Annotated in this window: 17 protein-coding genes and 1 tRNA gene; 11 read left to right on the top strand and 7 right to left on the bottom strand. The window is 63.4% G+C overall.

Translation table 11 applies throughout. From position 1 onward, the window contains the following. Positions 1-37: 37 nt before the first annotated feature. Positions 38-454, bottom strand: coding sequence for a DCC1-like thiol-disulfide oxidoreductase family protein (locus tag B4383_RS17110; RefSeq protein WP_078292234.1), 417 nt, complete (start codon positions 452-454; stop codon positions 38-40). Positions 455-515: 61 nt separating this feature from the next. Here B4383_RS17110 and B4383_RS17105 point away from each other — a divergent pair, with 61 nt between their 5' ends. The 8 genes from B4383_RS17105 (at position 516) to B4383_RS17070 (ending at position 8,814) form a co-directional block, all read left to right on the top strand. Then, complete coding sequence (locus B4383_RS17105) at positions 516-1,538, top strand: PDZ domain-containing protein (RefSeq protein WP_078292232.1); 1,023 nt, start codon at positions 516-518, stop codon at positions 1,536-1,538. Positions 1,539-1,655: 117 nt separating this feature from the next. Next, complete coding sequence (locus B4383_RS17100; protein ID WP_078292230.1) at positions 1,656-4,622, top strand: UPF0182 family protein; 2,967 nt, start codon at positions 1,656-1,658, stop codon at positions 4,620-4,622. Between the two features lie 132 nt (positions 4,623-4,754). Next, a tRNA-Met gene (locus tag B4383_RS17095) sits at positions 4,755-4,828 on the top strand. 102 nt (positions 4,829-4,930) lie between these two features. Next, on the top strand, positions 4,931-5,368 hold the full coding sequence (locus B4383_RS17090) for a VOC family protein (RefSeq protein WP_078292228.1): 438 nt from the start codon (positions 4,931-4,933) through the stop codon (positions 5,366-5,368). A gap of 43 nt (positions 5,369-5,411) precedes the next feature. Then, complete coding sequence (locus B4383_RS17085; RefSeq protein WP_078292226.1) at positions 5,412-5,738, top strand: cupin domain-containing protein; 327 nt, start codon at positions 5,412-5,414, stop codon at positions 5,736-5,738. Between the two features lie 147 nt (positions 5,739-5,885). Then, positions 5,886-6,446, top strand: coding sequence for a hypothetical protein (locus tag B4383_RS17080; protein WP_078292224.1), 561 nt, complete (start codon positions 5,886-5,888; stop codon positions 6,444-6,446). A 21-nt stretch (positions 6,447-6,467) separates the two neighbouring features. Further along, a complete protein-coding gene (locus B4383_RS17075; protein ID WP_078292221.1) occupies positions 6,468-7,787 on the top strand; it encodes a peroxidase in 1,320 nt (439 codons plus the stop codon). 10 nt (positions 7,788-7,797) lie between these two features. Then, complete coding sequence (locus B4383_RS17070) at positions 7,798-8,814, top strand: hypothetical protein (protein WP_078292219.1); 1,017 nt, start codon at positions 7,798-7,800, stop codon at positions 8,812-8,814. Positions 8,815-8,894: 80 nt separating this feature from the next. Here B4383_RS17070 and B4383_RS17065 read toward each other — a convergent pair whose 3' ends face one another. After that, entirely contained in the window at positions 8,895-9,254 is a 360-nt protein-coding gene (locus B4383_RS17065; protein WP_078292217.1) for an MmpS family transport accessory protein, read from the bottom strand. A 190-nt stretch (positions 9,255-9,444) separates the two neighbouring features. Here B4383_RS17065 and B4383_RS17060 point away from each other — a divergent pair, with 190 nt between their 5' ends. After that, the gene (locus B4383_RS17060; RefSeq protein ID WP_139360839.1) at positions 9,445-10,203 is read left to right on the top strand and encodes a hypothetical protein; all 759 of its coding nucleotides are present in this window, start codon (positions 9,445-9,447) and stop codon (positions 10,201-10,203) included. Here the strand turns inward: B4383_RS17060 and B4383_RS17055 are convergent. Next, positions 10,200-10,676, bottom strand: coding sequence for a Clp protease N-terminal domain-containing protein (locus tag B4383_RS17055; protein ID WP_078292213.1), 477 nt, complete (start codon positions 10,674-10,676; stop codon positions 10,200-10,202). The two genes, B4383_RS17060 and B4383_RS17055, sit on opposite strands and share 4 nt — an antisense overlap. Positions 10,677-10,697: 21 nt before the next feature. Between B4383_RS17055 and B4383_RS17050 the strand changes: the two genes are divergently transcribed. Then, complete coding sequence (locus B4383_RS17050) at positions 10,698-10,994, top strand: hypothetical protein (protein ID WP_078292212.1); 297 nt, start codon at positions 10,698-10,700, stop codon at positions 10,992-10,994. A gap of 258 nt (positions 10,995-11,252) precedes the next feature. Next, complete coding sequence (locus B4383_RS17045) at positions 11,253-13,325, top strand: acyl-CoA synthetase (protein WP_078292211.1); 2,073 nt, start codon at positions 11,253-11,255, stop codon at positions 13,323-13,325. Here the strand turns inward: B4383_RS17045 and B4383_RS17040 are convergent, their stop codons facing one another. The 4 genes from B4383_RS17040 to B4383_RS17025 all read right to left on the bottom strand — a co-directional run bounded on the left by B4383_RS17040 (position 13,326) and on the right by B4383_RS17025 (position 17,043). Further along, positions 13,326-13,748, bottom strand: coding sequence for a TIGR03668 family PPOX class F420-dependent oxidoreductase (locus B4383_RS17040; RefSeq protein WP_078292209.1), 423 nt, complete (start codon positions 13,746-13,748; stop codon positions 13,326-13,328). 2 nt (positions 13,749-13,750) lie between these two features. Next, entirely contained in the window at positions 13,751-14,251 is a 501-nt protein-coding gene (locus B4383_RS17035; RefSeq protein ID WP_078292208.1) for a hypothetical protein, read from the bottom strand. A 144-nt stretch (positions 14,252-14,395) separates the two neighbouring features. Further along, entirely contained in the window at positions 14,396-15,607 is a 1,212-nt protein-coding gene (locus B4383_RS17030) for an acyl-CoA dehydrogenase family protein (RefSeq protein ID WP_078292206.1), read from the bottom strand. A gap of 32 nt (positions 15,608-15,639) precedes the next feature. Then, complete coding sequence (locus B4383_RS17025; protein ID WP_078292205.1) at positions 15,640-17,043, bottom strand: acyl-CoA dehydrogenase family protein; 1,404 nt, start codon at positions 17,041-17,043, stop codon at positions 15,640-15,642. Positions 17,044-17,096: the final 53 nt, after the last annotated feature.

Raw genomic sequence — 17,096 nt, 5'->3', positions numbered from 1 at the left:
GGCGTAATTGGCGGAACGCGCTGCTTGTGGCGCCTGATCAGGCCAGGAAGCGTGCACGAACCTCGGGCGGCGGTACCGGGCAGGTGTCGTACTGGCCGAAGACCCGGTACCGGGTGCGTGCCACCAGCCGGTACAGCGCGTCGCGGATCGGGCGTGGGACGAGCCGCGCGATGACGGCGGCCCGCCGGGTATTGCCCAGATAGTCCATGATGCGGAGCACTCCGTCGGACCGGATGTGGATTCGTTCGATGGGCTCGCCGGGGTTGTCGACGATCACGAAGGAATCGACGCCGACGAGTTCGGGGTGGCGCGCGAGCACCTGTTCGCCGTACTCGCTGTCGAGCGCGGCGAACCGCATCGTTCCGACCTTGTCGTCGCGCAGGATCTTCTTCACCGCACCGTTGCACAGTGCGCAGACGCCGTCGTACAGCAGGACGGGGGCATGCTCGCTCATCGAACCTCCACCACGAGACTACCGGCGGGGGTCTGATCAGGCCTTGTCATAGGGTGCAGGCATGAATCGCCGCGTAGCGACGCTGCTGGTCGCGCTGATCCCGATCATCGCCTTCGCGTTGTTGATGTCGGTGATCACCGTGCCATTCGTATCTCTGGGTCCGGGCCCGACCTTCAACACCCTTGGCCAGGTCGAGGGCAAGGAGGTTGTCGACATCAAGGGCACCGAGGTCGATCCGGTCTCCGGTCACCTCAACATGACGACCGTTTCCCAGCGTGACGGTCTGACGCTGGCAGATGCGCTGCGGTTGTGGGCAAGTGGTCGTGAGCAGTTGGTCCCGCGAGATGCGGTGTACCCGCCCAATCGGTCCAAGGACCAGGTGGACAAGGAGAACGATCTCGAGTTCAAGAAGTCCGAGGAGAGCGCCGAGTTCGCGGCGCTCGGGTATCTCAAATACCCGACGGCCGTGACCGTTCTGACCATCAGCGAGGACGGTCCGTCCAAGGGCAAGCTGCAGGAGAACGACGCGATCACCGCCGTGAATGGGCGCCCGGCCGCGACGCTCGAGGAATTCACCGGACTGCTCAAGGCGACCAAGCCGGGTGACGAGGTGACGCTCGATTACAAGCGCAAGAATGCCCCCAGTGGCACGGTGAAGATCACCCTTGGCAAGAACGCGGATCGCGACTACGGGTTCCTGGGGGTCGGCGTGGTGCAGGCCCCGTGGGCGCCGTTCACCATTGATTTCAATCTGGCCAACATCGGCGGGCCGTCGGCCGGGTTGATGTTCAGCCTCGCGGTGATCGACAAGCTGACCCCCGATGAGCTCGACGGCGGAAAGTTTGTCGCGGGAACAGGAACCATCGATGCCGAGGGCAAGGTGGGGCCCATCGGTGGGATCACGCACAAGATGCAGGCTGCCAAAGACGCTGGAGCGACGGTGTTCTTGGTGCCTGCGGCCAACTGCGCCGAGGCGAAGACGGACGGCGGGCAGGGGCTGACCCTGGTCAAGGTCGGCACATTGACCGAGGCGGTTGATGGACTCAATGCCCTCAATCGCGGTGATCAGCCGCCGAGTTGTTAGCCAACCTCACCACTATCGATGCAGGACGACGCCCGCTGTTCTGCGGCTACAGTGGGGCTGAGAATCGAAGCGCGAAAACTGAGCCGTGCTTGAACACTCGACGAGGAGCGTAGCGACGTGGGTATGCGGCCAAATGGGGCTCTGCCACGACTGACCCGACGGAGCCGGCGACTGGTCGCCGCTGCGTTGGTGATCGTGGTGTTGTTGTTGATCGGCCCACGCCTGGTCGACACCTACATCAACTGGCTGTGGTTCGGTGAACTCGGATTCCGCGGTGTGTTCACCACGGTGCTACTGACCCGGCTCACCTTGTTCCTGATTGTCGGAACCGTCGTCGGTGCCGTGGTTTTCGCGGGCATCGGGCTGGCGTATCGGGCGCGGCCCGTATTCGTGCCCACGAAGGGCCCCGGCGATGCGCTGGCGCAGTACCGGGCTCTGATCTTGTCGCGAGTGCGGCTCTTCGTCATCGGTGTTCCCGTGCTCATCGGGGTGCTGGCAGGCATTGTGGCTCAAAGCTATTGGATGCCCGTGCAGCTGTTCCTGGAGGGCGCGGACTTCGGCATCAAGGATCCGCAGTTCGGTTTGGATCTCGGCTTCTTCGCCTTTGAGCTGCCGTTCTACCGATTCGTGCTGACCTACCTGTTCATTGCCGTGTTCGTCGCGCTGGTCGTCAACGCCTTGGTGCACTACATTTTTGGCGGCATTCGGCTGTCCGGTCGTGCCGGCACGCTGTCACGTCCGGCCCGTATCCAGTTGGTGACTCTCGCCGGAGTTCTGGTGCTGCTCAAGGTCGCCGCGTACTGGCTCGATCGGTACGAGCTGCTCTCACACACGCGCGCCGGCAAGCCGTTCACCGGTGCCGGTTACACCGATATCAATGCGGTGCTGCCGGCCAAGCTGATCCTGTTGGCCATCGCGGTGATCTGCGCGGTCGCGGTGTTTTCTGCCCTGGTGCTCAAGGATCTACGGATCCCCGCGATCGGGTTGGCGCTGCTGCTGCTGTCCTCGTTGGTGGTCGGTGCCGGGTGGCCGCTCATCGTCGAGCAATTCAGCGTTAAACCCAATGCGGCGCAGAAGGAAAGCGAGTACATCGCGCGCAGCATCAAGGCGACACGCGATGCCTATGGCCTGACAGATGACGTCGTGACGTACCGCGACTACAGCGGTACGGCATCGGCGCCCACGGGGAGCGAAACGCTGGCTAAGCAGGTTGCCGCCGATCGCGCGACGATGGCCAACATTCGCGTGTTGGACCCGAACATCGTGAGCCCGGCCTTCACTCAATTGCAGCAGGGCAAGAACTTCTATGCCTTCCCTGATTCGTTGTCCATCGATCGATACCAGGACAAGAGCGGCTCGCTGCGCGACTATGTGGTCGCCGCCCGCGAGCTCGATCCGGCCAAACTTCGTGATAACCAGCGCGACTGGATCAACCGGCACACCGTGTACACGCACGGCAACGGGTTTATCGCGGCACCGGCCAACACCGTGCGCGGAGTGGCAGACAAGCCGGACGAGAACGGTGGGTACCCGGAGTTCCTGGTGAATGCCGTCGACGACGGCGGCAAGGTTCTGTCCGACGGCCCGGCGCCGCTGGCTCAGCCGCGCGTGTATTACGGCCCGATCATCGCCAGCGATACCAACGACTACGCGATCGTCGGGAAGAACGGCAACGACCGCGAGTACGACTACGAGAACAATGCCGGCACCAAGAACAGCACCTACACCGGCACCGGCGGCGTTCCCGTCGGCGGTGCGCTGGCGCGGACGGTGTTCGGTCTGAAGTATGCCGAGCGGAACTTCCTGTTCTCCAATGTGATTGGAGACAACAGCAAGATCCTGTTCAATCGCGATCCGAGCCGCCGCGTGGAAGCGGTGGCGCCGTGGTTGACCGTCGACAGTGGTACCTACCCCGCGATCGTCGACAAGCGCATGGTCTGGGTCGTGGACGGCTACACCACACTGGATAACTACCCGTACTCGCAGCAGACGTCGTTGTCGGAGGCCACCTTCGACAGCCAGGTCGGCAGGACCGGGGGAGCCCTGCCCAACCAGCAGGTTTCCTACATCCGGAACTCGGTGAAGGCGACGGTGGATGCCTACGACGGCACGGTGACCCTGTACCAGCAGGACGAGAAGGATCCCGTGCTTAAGGCATGGATGAAGGTCTTCCCGGGAACCGTGAAGCCGAAGAGCGACATCTCCTCGGATCTCGCGCGGCATCTGCGCTACCCGGAGGATCTGTTCAAGGTGCAGCGGACCCTGTTGGCGCGCTACCACGTCAATGACCCGGTGACGTTCTTCTCGACCAGTGATTTCTGGCAGGTGCCCGATGATCCGAACGCACCTACCGGGTCGCAGCCGCCGTATTACATTGTGGCGAAAGATATTAACAAGAATGACAATTCGGCGTCGTTCCAATTGACGAGCGCGCTGAACCGCTTCCAGCGGGATTTCCTGGCGGCCTATGTCAGTGCCAGTTCCGATCCTGAAACCTACGGGAAGATAACCGTTTTGACGGTTCCCGGAACTGTGCAGGGCCCCAAGCTGGTGAACAACGCCATCACCACCGACAACCTGGTGTCCTCACACGTCGGCATCATCAAGAACCAGAACATCCTCAAATGGGGCAACCTGCTCACGCTGCCGGTGGCCAACGGGGGACTGTTGTTCGTCGAACCGCTGTATGCTTCGCCGGGTCAGGGTGATCAGTCGTCGTATCCGCGTCTGATCCGTGTGGGCATGTTCTACAACGGCAAGGTCGGCTATGCGACCACGGTCAGGGACGCGCTCGACATGGTGTTCGGGCCGGGGGCCGGTGCGACGGCCACGGCTCCTGCGGCCGAACCGGGAAGCGTCAACGCGCCGCCGCCGATCGGTCAGAGTGTTCCGATCGTTCCTCCGGTGGCGCCGCCGCCCGCAGGGTCCTCGGATCTGTCCTCTGCGAAGGCTGCCGCGCTGCAGGAGGTTCAGAAGGCCATCGGAGAGGTGAAGGACGCCCAGAAGAGTGGGGACTTCGCACGGTACGGACAGGCCCTCAAGAGCCTCGACGACGCGATGACCAAGTTCACACAGGCCAAGTAGAAACGGGTCGTCCCTGCCACCGCGTGAAAGCGCAAGTGGCAGGGACGAAACCACTTCTCGGTGCCGAGAACGTGCAGGCCAGGTTAACGATTTGGCGCCACGCACTGCGCCCGGTAACCTTGTGTTCACCACCGCGGGGTGGAGCAGCTCGGTAGCTCGCTGGGCTCATAACCCAGAGGTCGCAGGTTCAAATCCTGTCCCCGCTACTAGGTCCCCAGGCCAGAGGATTAATTTCCTCTGGCCTGGGGTTTTTTCTTGCCCTGAGATGTTCGACAACTCTCGCTGCCGGGCTCGGTAGCATCCCTGCGATGGCCATCAAGCTCGAAAACGTGGGCATTGCCGTTCGTGATCTCGAAGCCGCTATCGCGTTTTTCACCGACCTCGGTCTCACAGTCGTCGGTCGCGCCACCGTCAGTGGTGAGTGGACCGACACCGCCGTCGGTCTGGACGGCAACCACGCGAACATCGCGATGCTTCAGACGCCAGACGGTCATGGTCGCATCGAGCTCTTCGAGTACATCCATCCCGAAGCAATCGAGTCGAAACCCACTCGTCCCAACGAGATTGGCATGCACCGCGTCGCGTTCTCGGTCGACGACATCGACGAGACCATCGAAATAGCCGCCAGGCACGGCTGCCATCCGCTTCGCGGTGTCGCGACCTACGAGGACATTTATAAGCTCACGTACCTTCGCGGTCCCAGCGACATCCTCGTGATGTTCGCCGAGGAGCTGAAGAAGGGTTGAGGGAGGGTTGACGGGCCCGTCGCCGAGGAATGGAATGGCAGGTATGCAGAAGCACTCGATCGACGCATTGATACGGCAGCTGTTCGAGCGCGCCGCCGACGGCCACAATGCCGCGGACACCGTCGTCGGTGGCCATGAGCGTGTGTTGCGTCAAACCGTCATCGCACTGCGCGAGGGTTCCGCCCTGGGCGAGCATGAGAATCCGGGCGAGGCCACGATCTACGTCATTCAGGGTTCAGTTCGGCTGGTGGTCGGCGACGAATATTGGGACGGCCGTGCCGGAGATCTGATCGAGATCCCCGATGCCCGGCACTCGTTACAGGCGCTGGCGGATTCGGCGGTACTCCTCACCGTCGCGAAGCACCGCTGAGCTGGGGGGCGTGATTCTCCGCTCTTCTAACGTCATGAGCTATTGGGCGCCGAAGTTCACGTTCAGATTATCGATGCCAAATGCCCGGTGATTGTTGGACTAACGGTGCTACTGTCCGCTGATCGCGTCCTTCGAGGAGGTCATGACATGGCTACGCACGAGCGCGACTGGAGCAACCCCGCGGCGGTGGCCATCCCGAAGGAGGGCTACTTCGAGCTCGAGCGTGGGCGATATGGCCCCGTGTACCCCAGGACGCCGGCCTGCCATGGCTTTTCCATCATCGCGAAGGTGAAGGAAGGTCGCGAGGACGCGGTCCGTGCGTACGGCAAGACCATCGAGGAGACCATCGCAGCAAGCCCAGAGGCGTTGGCGCCGCTGCGATTGCACTACCTCCGCTGGGTGCTCTTCGATGTGGGCTCCGGCCTGCACTTCCAGTATCAAGGAATCTTCGACACCGACTTCGACAAGTACACCGAAGACGCGGTGCAGCTCTTCAGCGCGACGGGCATCACCACCGTCTTTACGAACCTTGAGGGGTTTCCCGAGGATTGGAAGGAGAATCCGGAGGCCTTCATCACGTTCGTCCGCGATCACCAGGTGCCGAGCTTCCTGGAGTACGGCGAGTATCCGTACGTGACAGCTGACGAGATCAAGAAGGCTCTGCGGTTGAAGGCGGCCTTCTCGAACATGCTCGACCAGATGCAGTGAACAGCCTCGAAGCGTAAGCAGATGCTTGAGCTCGACGATATTCAGCACATCCTGCTGACCCGGACTCCGGCGATCACCGGGCGTTATGAGTTTCTGACGTTTGACACCGCCGAGGGTGGCCGGGTGTGGCTGTCGGAGCTGGCTGACCTGGTGCAATCGGCCGCCGATGTGAGCGCCACCACGGATCAGTCCGACCGCTGGATCACCGTGGCGTTCACCTGGAATGGGCTACGCGCGCTCGGCGTGCCCAAACTATCGTTGGCGACATTCCCCGACGAGTTTCGCGAGGGCATGCCCGCACGGGCGAGCATCCTGGGGGACGTCGGCGCCAACGCACCACAGCACTGGGTCGGTGGATTGGCAGGCGATGATCTGCATGCGATTGCGATCTTGTTCTCCCGCACCGATGAGCAGTGCGTCCGCTCGCTGCGAGAGCACGACGCCCTTCTGGCGAGAACGGATGGCGTCCGCAGCCTGTCGTTTCTCGACCTCAATGCGACGCCGCCGTTCAACTACGCCCACGACCACTTCGGCTTCCGAGACCGATTGTCGCAACCGGTAATCAAGGGCTCGGGGGAGGAGCCGCCCCCCGGTTCGGGCCCAGCGCTGGAACCGGGCGAATTCATCCTCGGCTACCCCGACGAGAACGGCCCGGTGGCCGATCTTCCTCAGCCCGAGTTGTTATCGCGCAATGGAAGCTACATGGCCTACCGACGGCTCGAAGAACACGTCGCAGTGTTCCGCGACTACCTGAGAGAGCAGGCGGACACCCCCGCCGATGCGGAGCTGCTCGCCGCGAAATTCATGGGTCGATGGCGCAGTGGTGCCCCGTTGGTGCTGGCACCCACCGAAGACGATCCCGAACTGGGTGCAGATCCGATGCGCAACAACGACTTCAACTACAAGGAGATGGATCCTCTCGGCTATGCGTGTCCGTTGGGTGCCCATGCGCGTCGACTCAACCCGCGAGACACCGGGCACTACATGAACCGGCGTCGGATGATTCGGCGAGGGGCGACCTATGGTGCCGCCCTGCCCGTCGACGCCCCCGATGACGGCGCCGACCGCGGGATTGCCGCGTTCATCATCTGTGCAGACCTAGTCCGCCAGTTCGAGTTTGCCCAGAACGTGTGGATTAACGACGAGACGTTCCACGAACTCGGCAACGAGCACGACCCGATTTGCGGTACCCAGGACGGAACGATGGACTTCACGGTACCCAGGCGTCCGATCCGCAAGGTACACAAAGGACTTCCGGCCTTCACAACCGTCACCGGTGGTGCGTACTTCTTTTTGCCCGGACTACGGGCGATCCGCTACCTCTGCATGCTCGGCGAATGAAGGACCCGTCATGAACGCACTGCCGAAGGCGCGGACCTACAACCAGAGCCACGTTGCCCGCGCGCACACCGGCGGGCGGCGCGTCAGCATCTACTGGACGTGGAGTTATCCCTGGGAATCGCAACGTGATCCAGCATCGATGGAGAACCGGTTCTCCACGATCACCGAAGTGCGCAATGTCGCCTGGCCGGCCTACGAGACTCCAGAGTACGCCGAGGCGAACTTCCTCCAGGGAATCGCGGGAACCCTGGAGCTCTTCCACCGCTCCACACTGGATTTCCAGTCAGTGGCCGAAGCCGCCACCGGGCACCCGGTGGCGGTGTTCCAACGTATCGACCAAGCGGGCTACAGGCTCCCCATCGACGAGCGGATACTCGACGACACCGACACGCTCATGGTGTTCGGCCTCGACCATCTGCTGTCTCAGCAGGAAGCGGCACCCGAAGAGATCGCCGCCATCATCGAGTGGCTCCAGCGCGAAGGAACCTGTCTGCTGCTCGCTCCGCATCACGATGTCGGATTCACTGAGGACTACGCGCAACGTCAGGTCGAGTACGAGCACCACGGTGACCGTTTGGTTCCCCGTCAACAGCGCTTCAGCCAATACACCCGGTCGCTGATGAGGGCGCTCAACGTGCCGGTACACAACACCTGGGGCCTTCGACCTGCGGTCGTCGAGGGCACCACGCAGATCGCACCGCTCAACGGTTTTCGTGACCTCGACGGCGCCGGACTGTTGGACAACGTCACCACGCTCAACTTTCACCCGCACCTGCCGCACTACCAACTCACCGCACAGGAGGGCAACGACGTGCGTGTGCTCGGGCGCCAGCAGGTCGACCCGAACCGTCCGCATCCCTTCACCGCGGCAGGGAACACCGAGTTCAATGCGGTCATCTGGATGCCTCCAGCCGGTAAGCGCTCCGGCGACATCGTGCTCATCGACTCGACGCACTTCACCACCCTGTTTGGCGGCACCGACAGCCTGCGTCACTTGTGGCATAACCTCGCCACCATGACCAAGTAGCCATGGGCGGCGGGTCAACGCAACCGGATCTGGCTCACCGCCGCGAAGCACCGCTGAGCCACGCCACTACCGCGCCTGGGTTATCCGTGGCAGATAGCGGTTGAATCCTGTCCCGCGGCAGTGTCCTCGACCTTGACCTTGCCGTTGACGATCAAACGGCAGGTGACGGGCGCGCCGGCGGATTGGGCGCTGACGAAGTACGGCGGATCGCTGATATCGCTGGTGAAGGTCCAGGACCAGGTGTGCTGAGTGCCATCGACGGGCTGTTCGCGCATATGCCCAAGGCTGTCTCTCCACGTGATCGCCGATATCGGGCGATCTGAACTGATGACGTAGAGGATGGTGTCCGGCGGCTGCGGGGTGATGGCGAGCGAGGCGCCGAATGCTGTCGCGCCGACCGCGGTGGTGCAGGCAGTGATCAGAGTTGCTGCGAGTGCCACGAGTCATCCCTCGCGATTCTGAGGGATCGGGGCCATGAGCTTCATTGCCCATCCTTATCTTGTTGTGATCTTGTCGTGCTGAGGGCACATTACGCCCGAACATGTTTACGCCGTGGCGAATTGACGATCTGAATTCGGGGGAGTTGGTCCCGGCCGCGCGCGTCGGTGTCTGGCGCGAGATGATGGGTGTATGGGTCTCATTGCGCTACCTAATGCCGTGCTCACCGATGCCGATATCGCCGACGCATTGAGCCGCGCGGTCCGGGTGATCAACCCCGTGCTCACCGTCCTGGCGCAGTCCGATCCGTTCGGTCTCAAGGAGCGCACCTATGAGCTGGGCGACGGCGAGGGAGTCGTCGACAAGGCGCTGGATGCGCTGGCCTGTGCTTTGAACACTGCGACCACCCCCGGCACGAAGGCATGGGAGCAGCTAGACACCCGCGGGAAGGCGCACTGGTGGGTGCAGCGCGTCGGCGCCGTCAACACTGTATTCGTTGCCTTCCCAGGGATTTTCGGCGCACTCGCGGCTCGGCTACCCGTGCAGGACCTCCTCGGATTCTCCAACCAGGCCATCGTGCTGGTCGCCATTGCCCGTGAGTTCGGGATCGATGATCACCAGGAGCAGGTCCGGCTGCTTGCGAAGGTGCTGTGCGATCGCACCCTCGGCGACGAGGCGCTGGTCGGCGCTGATGATCAGGAACCGGAGACGCCCCGAAGCTGGTCGCCGTTTGCCCTGGCCCGCACCCTGTGGCACCTTGCGGGCATCCTGCGCGCCATTGCCGGCGAGCTGGAGAAGCGGCCGCAACCCAAACCGATCTTCCGTTATCTCGGAATGCTGCCCGCGATAGGCGGTGTGGCCGGATACATCGGCGAGTACGGGGCTCTGCGGCGGACCGCGCGCGCGGGTGAGCAGGGCATCGCCGCGCAGTCACAGCCCGTGCACGCCTAATCGCCGAGGTTCTCGTCCAGGTGCGCCCGGACGTTATCCCAGAGGTCGAGAACATCCACGCTGAGTTTCTCCCATATCTGGATGATGATGGGATCTGCGGCGTCGACGAGGCCCAACAGCAGGTGTCCGGTGCAGATCTCCGTCTGCCGCCTGCTTGTCGACGCGGTCATTGCCAGCTCGAGGGTCCGCTGGGCTCCCGGGGTGAACGGCATCTTCTCCGTGGGTGGCTCCTGGCCCAATGGGACGATCAGCTGAATCACCCGAGTCGCGTTCTCAAAGCGAACTCCGGCCGTCGCGAGTAGCCGAGCCCCCAGCCCGGTTCCTTCACCGACCAGACCCAGCAGGAGGTGTTCTGCTCCGAGGTAGTTGTGCTGCCGTTCGCGTGCTTCCTCTTGTGCGATCACGATGACCTGCCGTGAGCGCTCGGTGAACAGATGGAACATGACCCTCCCTATCTCCGGCTCAACGTACATCCTGCCCGAGCTGGGTCGGTGATGAGTTACTGTCACCGGATGACCGCTGTGAAGGTGTTGGCTGGAACCGGTTTCGTGGCAGTCGCCCTCATGACGGGGTGCTCGGGTGTCATCAATCAGGGTGGCGACACAACGTGCAAGAACTTCATCGCCGCCGAGGAACAGAAGCAGAACGATGCGGTGAGCAAGATGCTCAAGGACCAACGTGGGCGTGACGCGTCGAACCTGGAAATCTCCGCGACCCGTACCTCGGTCACGATGTACTGCAAGACGCTCGGGAACGACGGCAGCAAGATCCGCGAGGCCCCGCACATCTAGGCGCGGCCCCCTCTCGCGGTAGCCAGTGGCTCGGCGCCCGATCGGGGAGTGAACCCCACGGTGTTGTCCCACCGTCAGGCGGCGGTGGATTTGCCGGTCAGGCATGTCCCGTCGAGGTTGCCCGTGGTTCGCCCGGGCCGGTGCTCGGCAATCTGGTCACATCAGTGATATGAACCACAACAGTTCCTGGGCAGTGATGCGCGTCATCGGGTACGCTCGCGCGGTGCATGACCGAAAACCCCAGGTAGGGCCACCATTATGGTCGCTGATGTAATTAGTTGCGACAAGTTGCTCAAGCACCCACGTGGGCTGGTGTGGGAGCTGATCAGCTCACCCGACATGTACCCCATGTTCTTTACCGGGGTCGGTTCCTGCGAGACCTTGATCGAGAGCACCGAGACGGGACCTGACCCCGAATACCTGGTGCTGTCCGCCAAGACCAAGGCTCGTGTGCGCCTGATTCTCAGCAACACCAAGGAGAGCCTCGCGATCGAGGGGGTCGACAACGACGGGCTGATCTCCGTGCGGTTGTTCGAGGAGCGGTCCGCGCAGACCCGGGTTCGCATCACGGTGTTGCGGGCGGCTTCGGTCCTGCCCGCCGGTATCAAGAAGCCAAGCGTGGCCGTCAACCAATGGTTGATGGCCGGGCTGGACAGAATTGATGACTATTTGTCCGGCGCGTCAACTTCCAACGTGTCCAACATGGGTGAAAACGGAAATATTCAAGTTAGCATCGCCCGGCTGATGATCGGGGTGGGTGTGGTGCGTATCCCGCGCCCCGATCGCGGCCTTCGTCAATTGGGTTCACTGGCGCGGTGGGGATTCACCCTCCAGGGCGGATACGCGGCCGCCGCGGCGCGCGCCCCCAAGCAGCTCGCAATTGCCGACGACGCCGGGCAGCTGACCTTTGAGCAACTTGATTGGCGCGCCGAGGCAATGGCCACCGGTCTGATGCGCGATGGCATCAACGAAACCTCCAAGATTGGCCTGCTGGCCCGCAACAACATTGCCATGGTGGAGTGCCTCATTGCCTTCGGCATGCTCGGGGTGGATGTCATGTTGCTCAACAACGCGTTGGCAGCAACTCAGATCCAGATTGCTGTGGCACGTAACAATCTGACCAAGGTGTTCGTCGACGATGATCTGGACGAACTCGTCAGGTATGTGCCCTGGGAGGTCGAGATCATTAGCACCGGCCGCCGCAGCGCCATCAACGGGCGCCGCGGGCTGGATGATTTCGTGGTAGCCGACAAGCCGGGGGTGTTGCCCCCTACCCGGCCTGGCCACCAGGTGGTGCAAACCTCCGGAACCTCGGGAACGCCCAAGGGAGCGTTGCGGCCCACCCCGCGCGGGTTCGCCGTCATCGCCGCGATGCTGTCGCGGATGCCGATGAAGATGAACGAGACCATGCTCATCTCGGCCCCCGTCTTCCATGCCTGGGGGCTGGGTTGTCTGCAGATCAGCACACCATTGAGGGCGTCGGTGATCCTGCAGGAGAAGTTTGATCCGGAGGAGTGCCTGCGCGCCATCGCGACCCGCAAGGTGACCACGCTGATCGCCGTCCCGATCATGCTGCAGCGCATTGTCGATCTGCCCGCCAAGGTGCGCCAGAAGTACGACACATCGAGCCTGCGGCTGGTCGCCTGCAGCGGGTCACCGCTGAATGCCTCACTGGTACAACGATTTACCGAGGCATTCGGTGAAGTGCTCTACAACTTTTACGGATCCACAGAGGTGTCCTGGGCCACCATCGCCGACCCCGAGGATCTTGCGATCGCCCCCACCACGGTAGGCCGGCCGCCGCTGGGCACCACCGTCGCGATTCTCGACGCCGACCGGCGTCCGGTGCCGCGCGGTGTGACGGGCCGGATCTTCGTCGGCAATGAGATGTTGTTCGACGGGTACGTGGCCGACCCGTCACCGGCGTCGGTCAACGGTCTGCTGGACACCGGCGATCTGGGCCACCTGGACGCCGATGGCCGTCTGTACATTGACGGTCGCGATGACGAGATGATCATCTCCGGCGGTGAAAACGTGTTCCCCAGGCCGGTGGAGGACGCGTTGGCCTTCCTGCCACAGGTTGCCGATGTGGCCGTCGTCGGGACGTCCGATGACAGCTTCGGCCAGCGGCTGTCGGCATTCGTCGTGCTGCACAAGGACGCCGGCCTTGACGGCGACATGGTGCGCGCCTTCATCAAGAACCGGCTCAGCAAGTTCCATGTCCCCCGTGACGTGTACTTCGTCACGGCACTGCCGCGTACCTCGACCGGCAAGGTCATCAAGCGACTACTGCTCGCGGACTGCGAACGTGACGGGATCAGGCCGGAGTAATCAGACCGAAACGGGGGAGGCGGCCCATCCGCTCCACCGGGATACATCGGTCAGCACCATGGGGCCGGTCGGGGGCGTCTCTCGGTACTGCCGATATTTGTTGGCCAGCAAGTCGATCCAGGAGGAATCGGGCGTATCGAGCGTCCGCGCGATGCCATCGGCGCGTGCCCACCACAGCGCCGACCAATCCTCGTCATAGTGATCTGCCAGGAAGCTGACCGCAGGGTTCGTTGCGATGTTGCGCAATCGCTGTAAATCGTTGCGTGACTTCGGCTTGTGATCAATCGCCCAGCAGATGGTGTCGTCAGCCATGGCGAAGGTCACCGGAACCACATGCGGCACACCGGATTTGTTGACCGTTGCCAGCCTTGCCACCGCCGCCGTCTGGAAGCGGTGGCGTGCGTCGGCCAGGTTGAGTCGCACGCCTAGTGACGGCCACCGTTGCAGATGTTGGCCAGCACGTGGAAGTTGTTGACGCCGTCGAACAGTAGGCCGCCGACCGCGGCCCCGCGATCGATGATCTCGGGGGAGGAGCGCACCTCCGGGGTGGCGGCCAGCCAGGCCCCCGCGAGGTCGTAGGCACCGCTCAGGCCGTCGGCGTAGGCCGTCAGCTGCTGGCGTGCGCCGGGCTCGGTGACACCGTCCAGATTGGCCCGCACGCCATCGTTGGCCCGCCCCCACATGTCGCGGGCCTGCCCGATGGCCTCGACCTGACGGTCCAGTCCGGAGTAGGCGGGATTGTCGCCGCGGATGTACATCAGGGCTTCGGTGACGATCGGACCGTTGTTGGCCGGGTCGTCGACTGCCTTCGACATCTGGTCGATTGCAGCGCAGGTCGACTCCTCCGCGCTAGCAACCGGAACACCGGCGCCGAACGGAATGAGTGCGCAGCTCACCGCGGCGAGCAGACCTGACCGAACCCACATATGTCCTCCACAAGATGATGTGTCGCGTCGATAGAAACGGGAGCTTAGCTGTCTTTGCCAGTCTTCGCTCAGCGGCCTCGTCGAAATGGTGCGGCCCCTCCGGGATAAGTCCCGGAAGGGCCGCAATTGATCTTGATCAGTGCGTCACTTGAGCTCTGCGGAGCTCAGCCCCAGCAGACGGCGGGCGACCACCAGTTGCTGGATCTGCTGAGTGCCCTCGAAGATGTCCAGGATCTTCGAGTCGCGGCCCCACTTCTCCAACAGGGTGCGCTCGGAATAGCCGGTGGTGCCGGCCATTTCGACGGCCTTGAGGGTGATGTCGCTGCCGACGCGGCCGGCCTTGGCCTTGGCCATGGAGGCTTCCATCGAGTTGGGGATGTTGTTGTCAGCCTGCCAGGCGCTGCGCAGCGTCAGCAGGTACGACGCCTCCCAGTCGGCCTCCATCCGGATGAACTCGGCGGCGGCCGCGTGCTGAGCGTGTGCCGGCTTGTCGTAGGAGATGTCGATACCGGCGTCCTCGAGGATCTTGCGCAGTTCCTCGAGTGAGGCCCGCGAGACACCCACGGCCATCGCCGCCACGATCGGGCGGGTGTTGTCGAAGGTGCTCATCACACCGCCGAAACCCTTTTCGGTGTTGATCTCCGGGTCGGACAGGATGTAGTCCTTCGGGATCCGCGCGTTGTCGAAGCGGATGACCGCGGTGTCGGAGGCCTTGATGCCGAGCTTCTCTTCGAGACGCTCGATGGTGACGCCGGGGTGCTCACGTGGCACCAGGAAGGACTTGATGGCGGGGCGGCCCTTGGTCTTGTCCAGGGTCGCCCACACCACGATGTGGGTGGCGCGCGAACCGGCGGTGACGAAGATCTTCTCGCCGTTGATGACGTACTCGTCACCGTCGAGCTTGGCGGTGGTGGTGACCGCCGCCGAGTCCGACCCGAAGCCCGGTTCGGTGATGGCCATGGCGGCCCACACCTTGCCGAACTTGTCGGCGTCTTCCTTGGTCGTCACGCTCGACACCGCGGCGTTGCCCAGCCCCTGGAAGGGGATGGTCAGCAGCAGACCGCAGTCGCCCCAGCTCATTTCGAGGGCGTTCAGCAGCGCGGACATGTTGGCGCCGTTGACGTTCTGCTTCTCGGTGTTCTCCTCGGCGCGGAAGGCCTCGGCCCCGGCGAAGGCGAACGTGCCCGCAGCGGTGACGCCGGCGAACAGCGTCTCCAGGGTGTCCAGCTCGACGGGGTAGGTGTGCTCGGCCAGGTCGTACTTGCGGGAGATCGGCCGTACCAGCTCGGCAGCGCCCTGGTGCCCCTTCTCCTGAACCGCCTGCAACTTCTTGGGGAGTTCCAAATTGATTGCCATGGAAAGACTTTCGTTTAGTAGAGGTTCTGGGCTTAGAGGACTACGACGCCTTCGGCGACACCGATGGCTCGCAGGTTGCGGTACCAGCGCTCCACCGGGTGCTCCTTGGTGAAGCCGTGGCCGCCGAGCAGCTGCACGCCGTCGAGGCCGATTTGCATGCCCTTGTCGGTGGCCAGCTTGCGGGCCAGAGCGGCCTCGCGGATGAACGGCAGGCCCTGCTCGGCGCGGGAGGCGCCACGCAGCGTGACCAGCCGCAGGCCGTCGAGCTCGATGGCGATGTTGGCGCACATGAAGGCAACGGCCTGGCGGCGGGCGATGGGCTCGCCGAATGCCTCGCGCTGCTTGACGTAGGGGATCACGTAGTCGAGTACGGCCTGGCCGGTGCCGACCGCGAGCGATGCCCAACCAAGGCGAGCCAGTGCGACGGCCTCGGAGTAATCGGACTCGCCGGCTCCGTCCTCACCGAGCAACCCGGAGGCGGGAACCGCGACGTTGTTCAGGTTCAGCCGACCCAGTGCCGCGCCGCGGATACCCATGCTCGGGTCTTCCTCGACGGTGATGCCCTCGGTGCCGGACTCGACGATGAACAGTGACGGGCGGCCGTTGTAGTTGGCGGCCACGATGAACAGCTCGGCCTGGGCGGCGGCGGGCACCAGCGACTTGACGCCGTTGAGCCGGAAACCGCTAGGGGTGCGGGTGGCCGTGGTCTTGAGGCTGAAGGGATCGAACAGCGCGTGCGGCTCGGCGATGACAACCGAGGCCTGCGGCACGCTCTCGCCCGCGAACTCCTTGAGGTAGGTGGCCTGCTGATCGGCGCTACCCCAGTTGGTCAGTGCGGAAGCGACACCCGAGGGTGCCAGAATCGGCAGCGCCAAACCAAGGTCACCGTACGAAAGGGCCTCGGCGACAAGGGAGTTGGTGACTGTCGAGCGCTGCGAGGCGATGCCGTCGAAGTCCTCGGGGATGTTGATGGCGGTGACACCCAGCTCGGCGACCTTGCTCAGCAGGTCGGCGGGGTACGCCTTGTTCTTGTCCGATTCGTAGGCGGCGGGGCGGATGACCTCGACGGCGAATTCCTTCACCGTGTCGGCGATCATCTTCTGCTCGTCCTCGGGGTTGAGGTCGAAGAAGTCGGCGTTCGCCTTGTCGAGGCGCTTGGGCGCGCCCTTGCTGCCGGTCACCTTCTTGAAGGTGCGGTTGGCAACGCCAAGGGTGGTGAACAAGCCCTTCGTGGTCTCGAAGATGCCCTTGTTGAAGGCTCCGCGCAGGTTGTACTTGTCCAGCAGTTCCGAACCCGCGATCGGGGTCAGCACCGCGATCAGGATGTCGATCGCGCCGCGCTTGTGCTTCTGGAGGCCTACGCCTGTCTCGTGCTTCGCCAGGCTCTTGCTCTTGGCGGCCTTTTTCTCGTCGCGCGGGGTCAACGTGTTGGTCATGTCACCAGCCGTTTCTGGGGTCAAAGTGGGGTTCTGCCGGAGTATCTGATCGG

Source organism: Mycobacterium sp. D16R24 (genome assembly GCF_002013385.1).
Taxonomy (GTDB): Bacteria; Actinomycetota; Actinomycetes; order Mycobacteriales; family Mycobacteriaceae; genus Mycobacterium.
The sequence above is the reverse complement of the archived record's forward strand: the minus strand, read 5'-3'. Positions and strand labels throughout refer to the sequence as shown.

Coding starts and splice junctions, on each gene's coding strand:
- B4383_RS17055 (WP_078292213.1), bottom strand. CDS start 10,676: ATGTACGTTGAGCCGGAGATAGGGAGGGTCATGTTCCATCTGTTCACC.
- B4383_RS17025 (WP_078292205.1), bottom strand. CDS start 17,043: ATGACCAACACGTTGACCCCGCGCGACGAGAAAAAGGCCGCCAAGAGC.
- B4383_RS17030 (WP_078292206.1), bottom strand. CDS start 15,607: ATGGCAATCAATTTGGAACTCCCCAAGAAGTTGCAGGCGGTTCAGGAG.
- B4383_RS17070 (WP_078292219.1), top strand. CDS start 7,798: ATGAACGCACTGCCGAAGGCGCGGACCTACAACCAGAGCCACGTTGCC.
- B4383_RS17050 (WP_078292212.1), top strand. CDS start 10,698: ATGAGTTACTGTCACCGGATGACCGCTGTGAAGGTGTTGGCTGGAACC.
- B4383_RS17080 (WP_078292224.1), top strand. CDS start 5,886: ATGGCTACGCACGAGCGCGACTGGAGCAACCCCGCGGCGGTGGCCATC.
- B4383_RS17085 (WP_078292226.1), top strand. CDS start 5,412: ATGCAGAAGCACTCGATCGACGCATTGATACGGCAGCTGTTCGAGCGC.
- B4383_RS17075 (WP_078292221.1), top strand. CDS start 6,468: ATGCTTGAGCTCGACGATATTCAGCACATCCTGCTGACCCGGACTCCG.
- B4383_RS17090 (WP_078292228.1), top strand. CDS start 4,931: ATGGCCATCAAGCTCGAAAACGTGGGCATTGCCGTTCGTGATCTCGAA.
- B4383_RS17110 (WP_078292234.1), bottom strand. CDS start 454: ATGAGCGAGCATGCCCCCGTCCTGCTGTACGACGGCGTCTGCGCACTG.
- B4383_RS17105 (WP_078292232.1), top strand. CDS start 516: ATGAATCGCCGCGTAGCGACGCTGCTGGTCGCGCTGATCCCGATCATC.
- B4383_RS17035 (WP_078292208.1), bottom strand. CDS start 14,251: ATGTGGGTTCGGTCAGGTCTGCTCGCCGCGGTGAGCTGCGCACTCATT.
- B4383_RS17045 (WP_078292211.1), top strand. CDS start 11,253: ATGGTCGCTGATGTAATTAGTTGCGACAAGTTGCTCAAGCACCCACGT.
- B4383_RS17060 (WP_139360839.1), top strand. CDS start 9,445: ATGGGTCTCATTGCGCTACCTAATGCCGTGCTCACCGATGCCGATATC.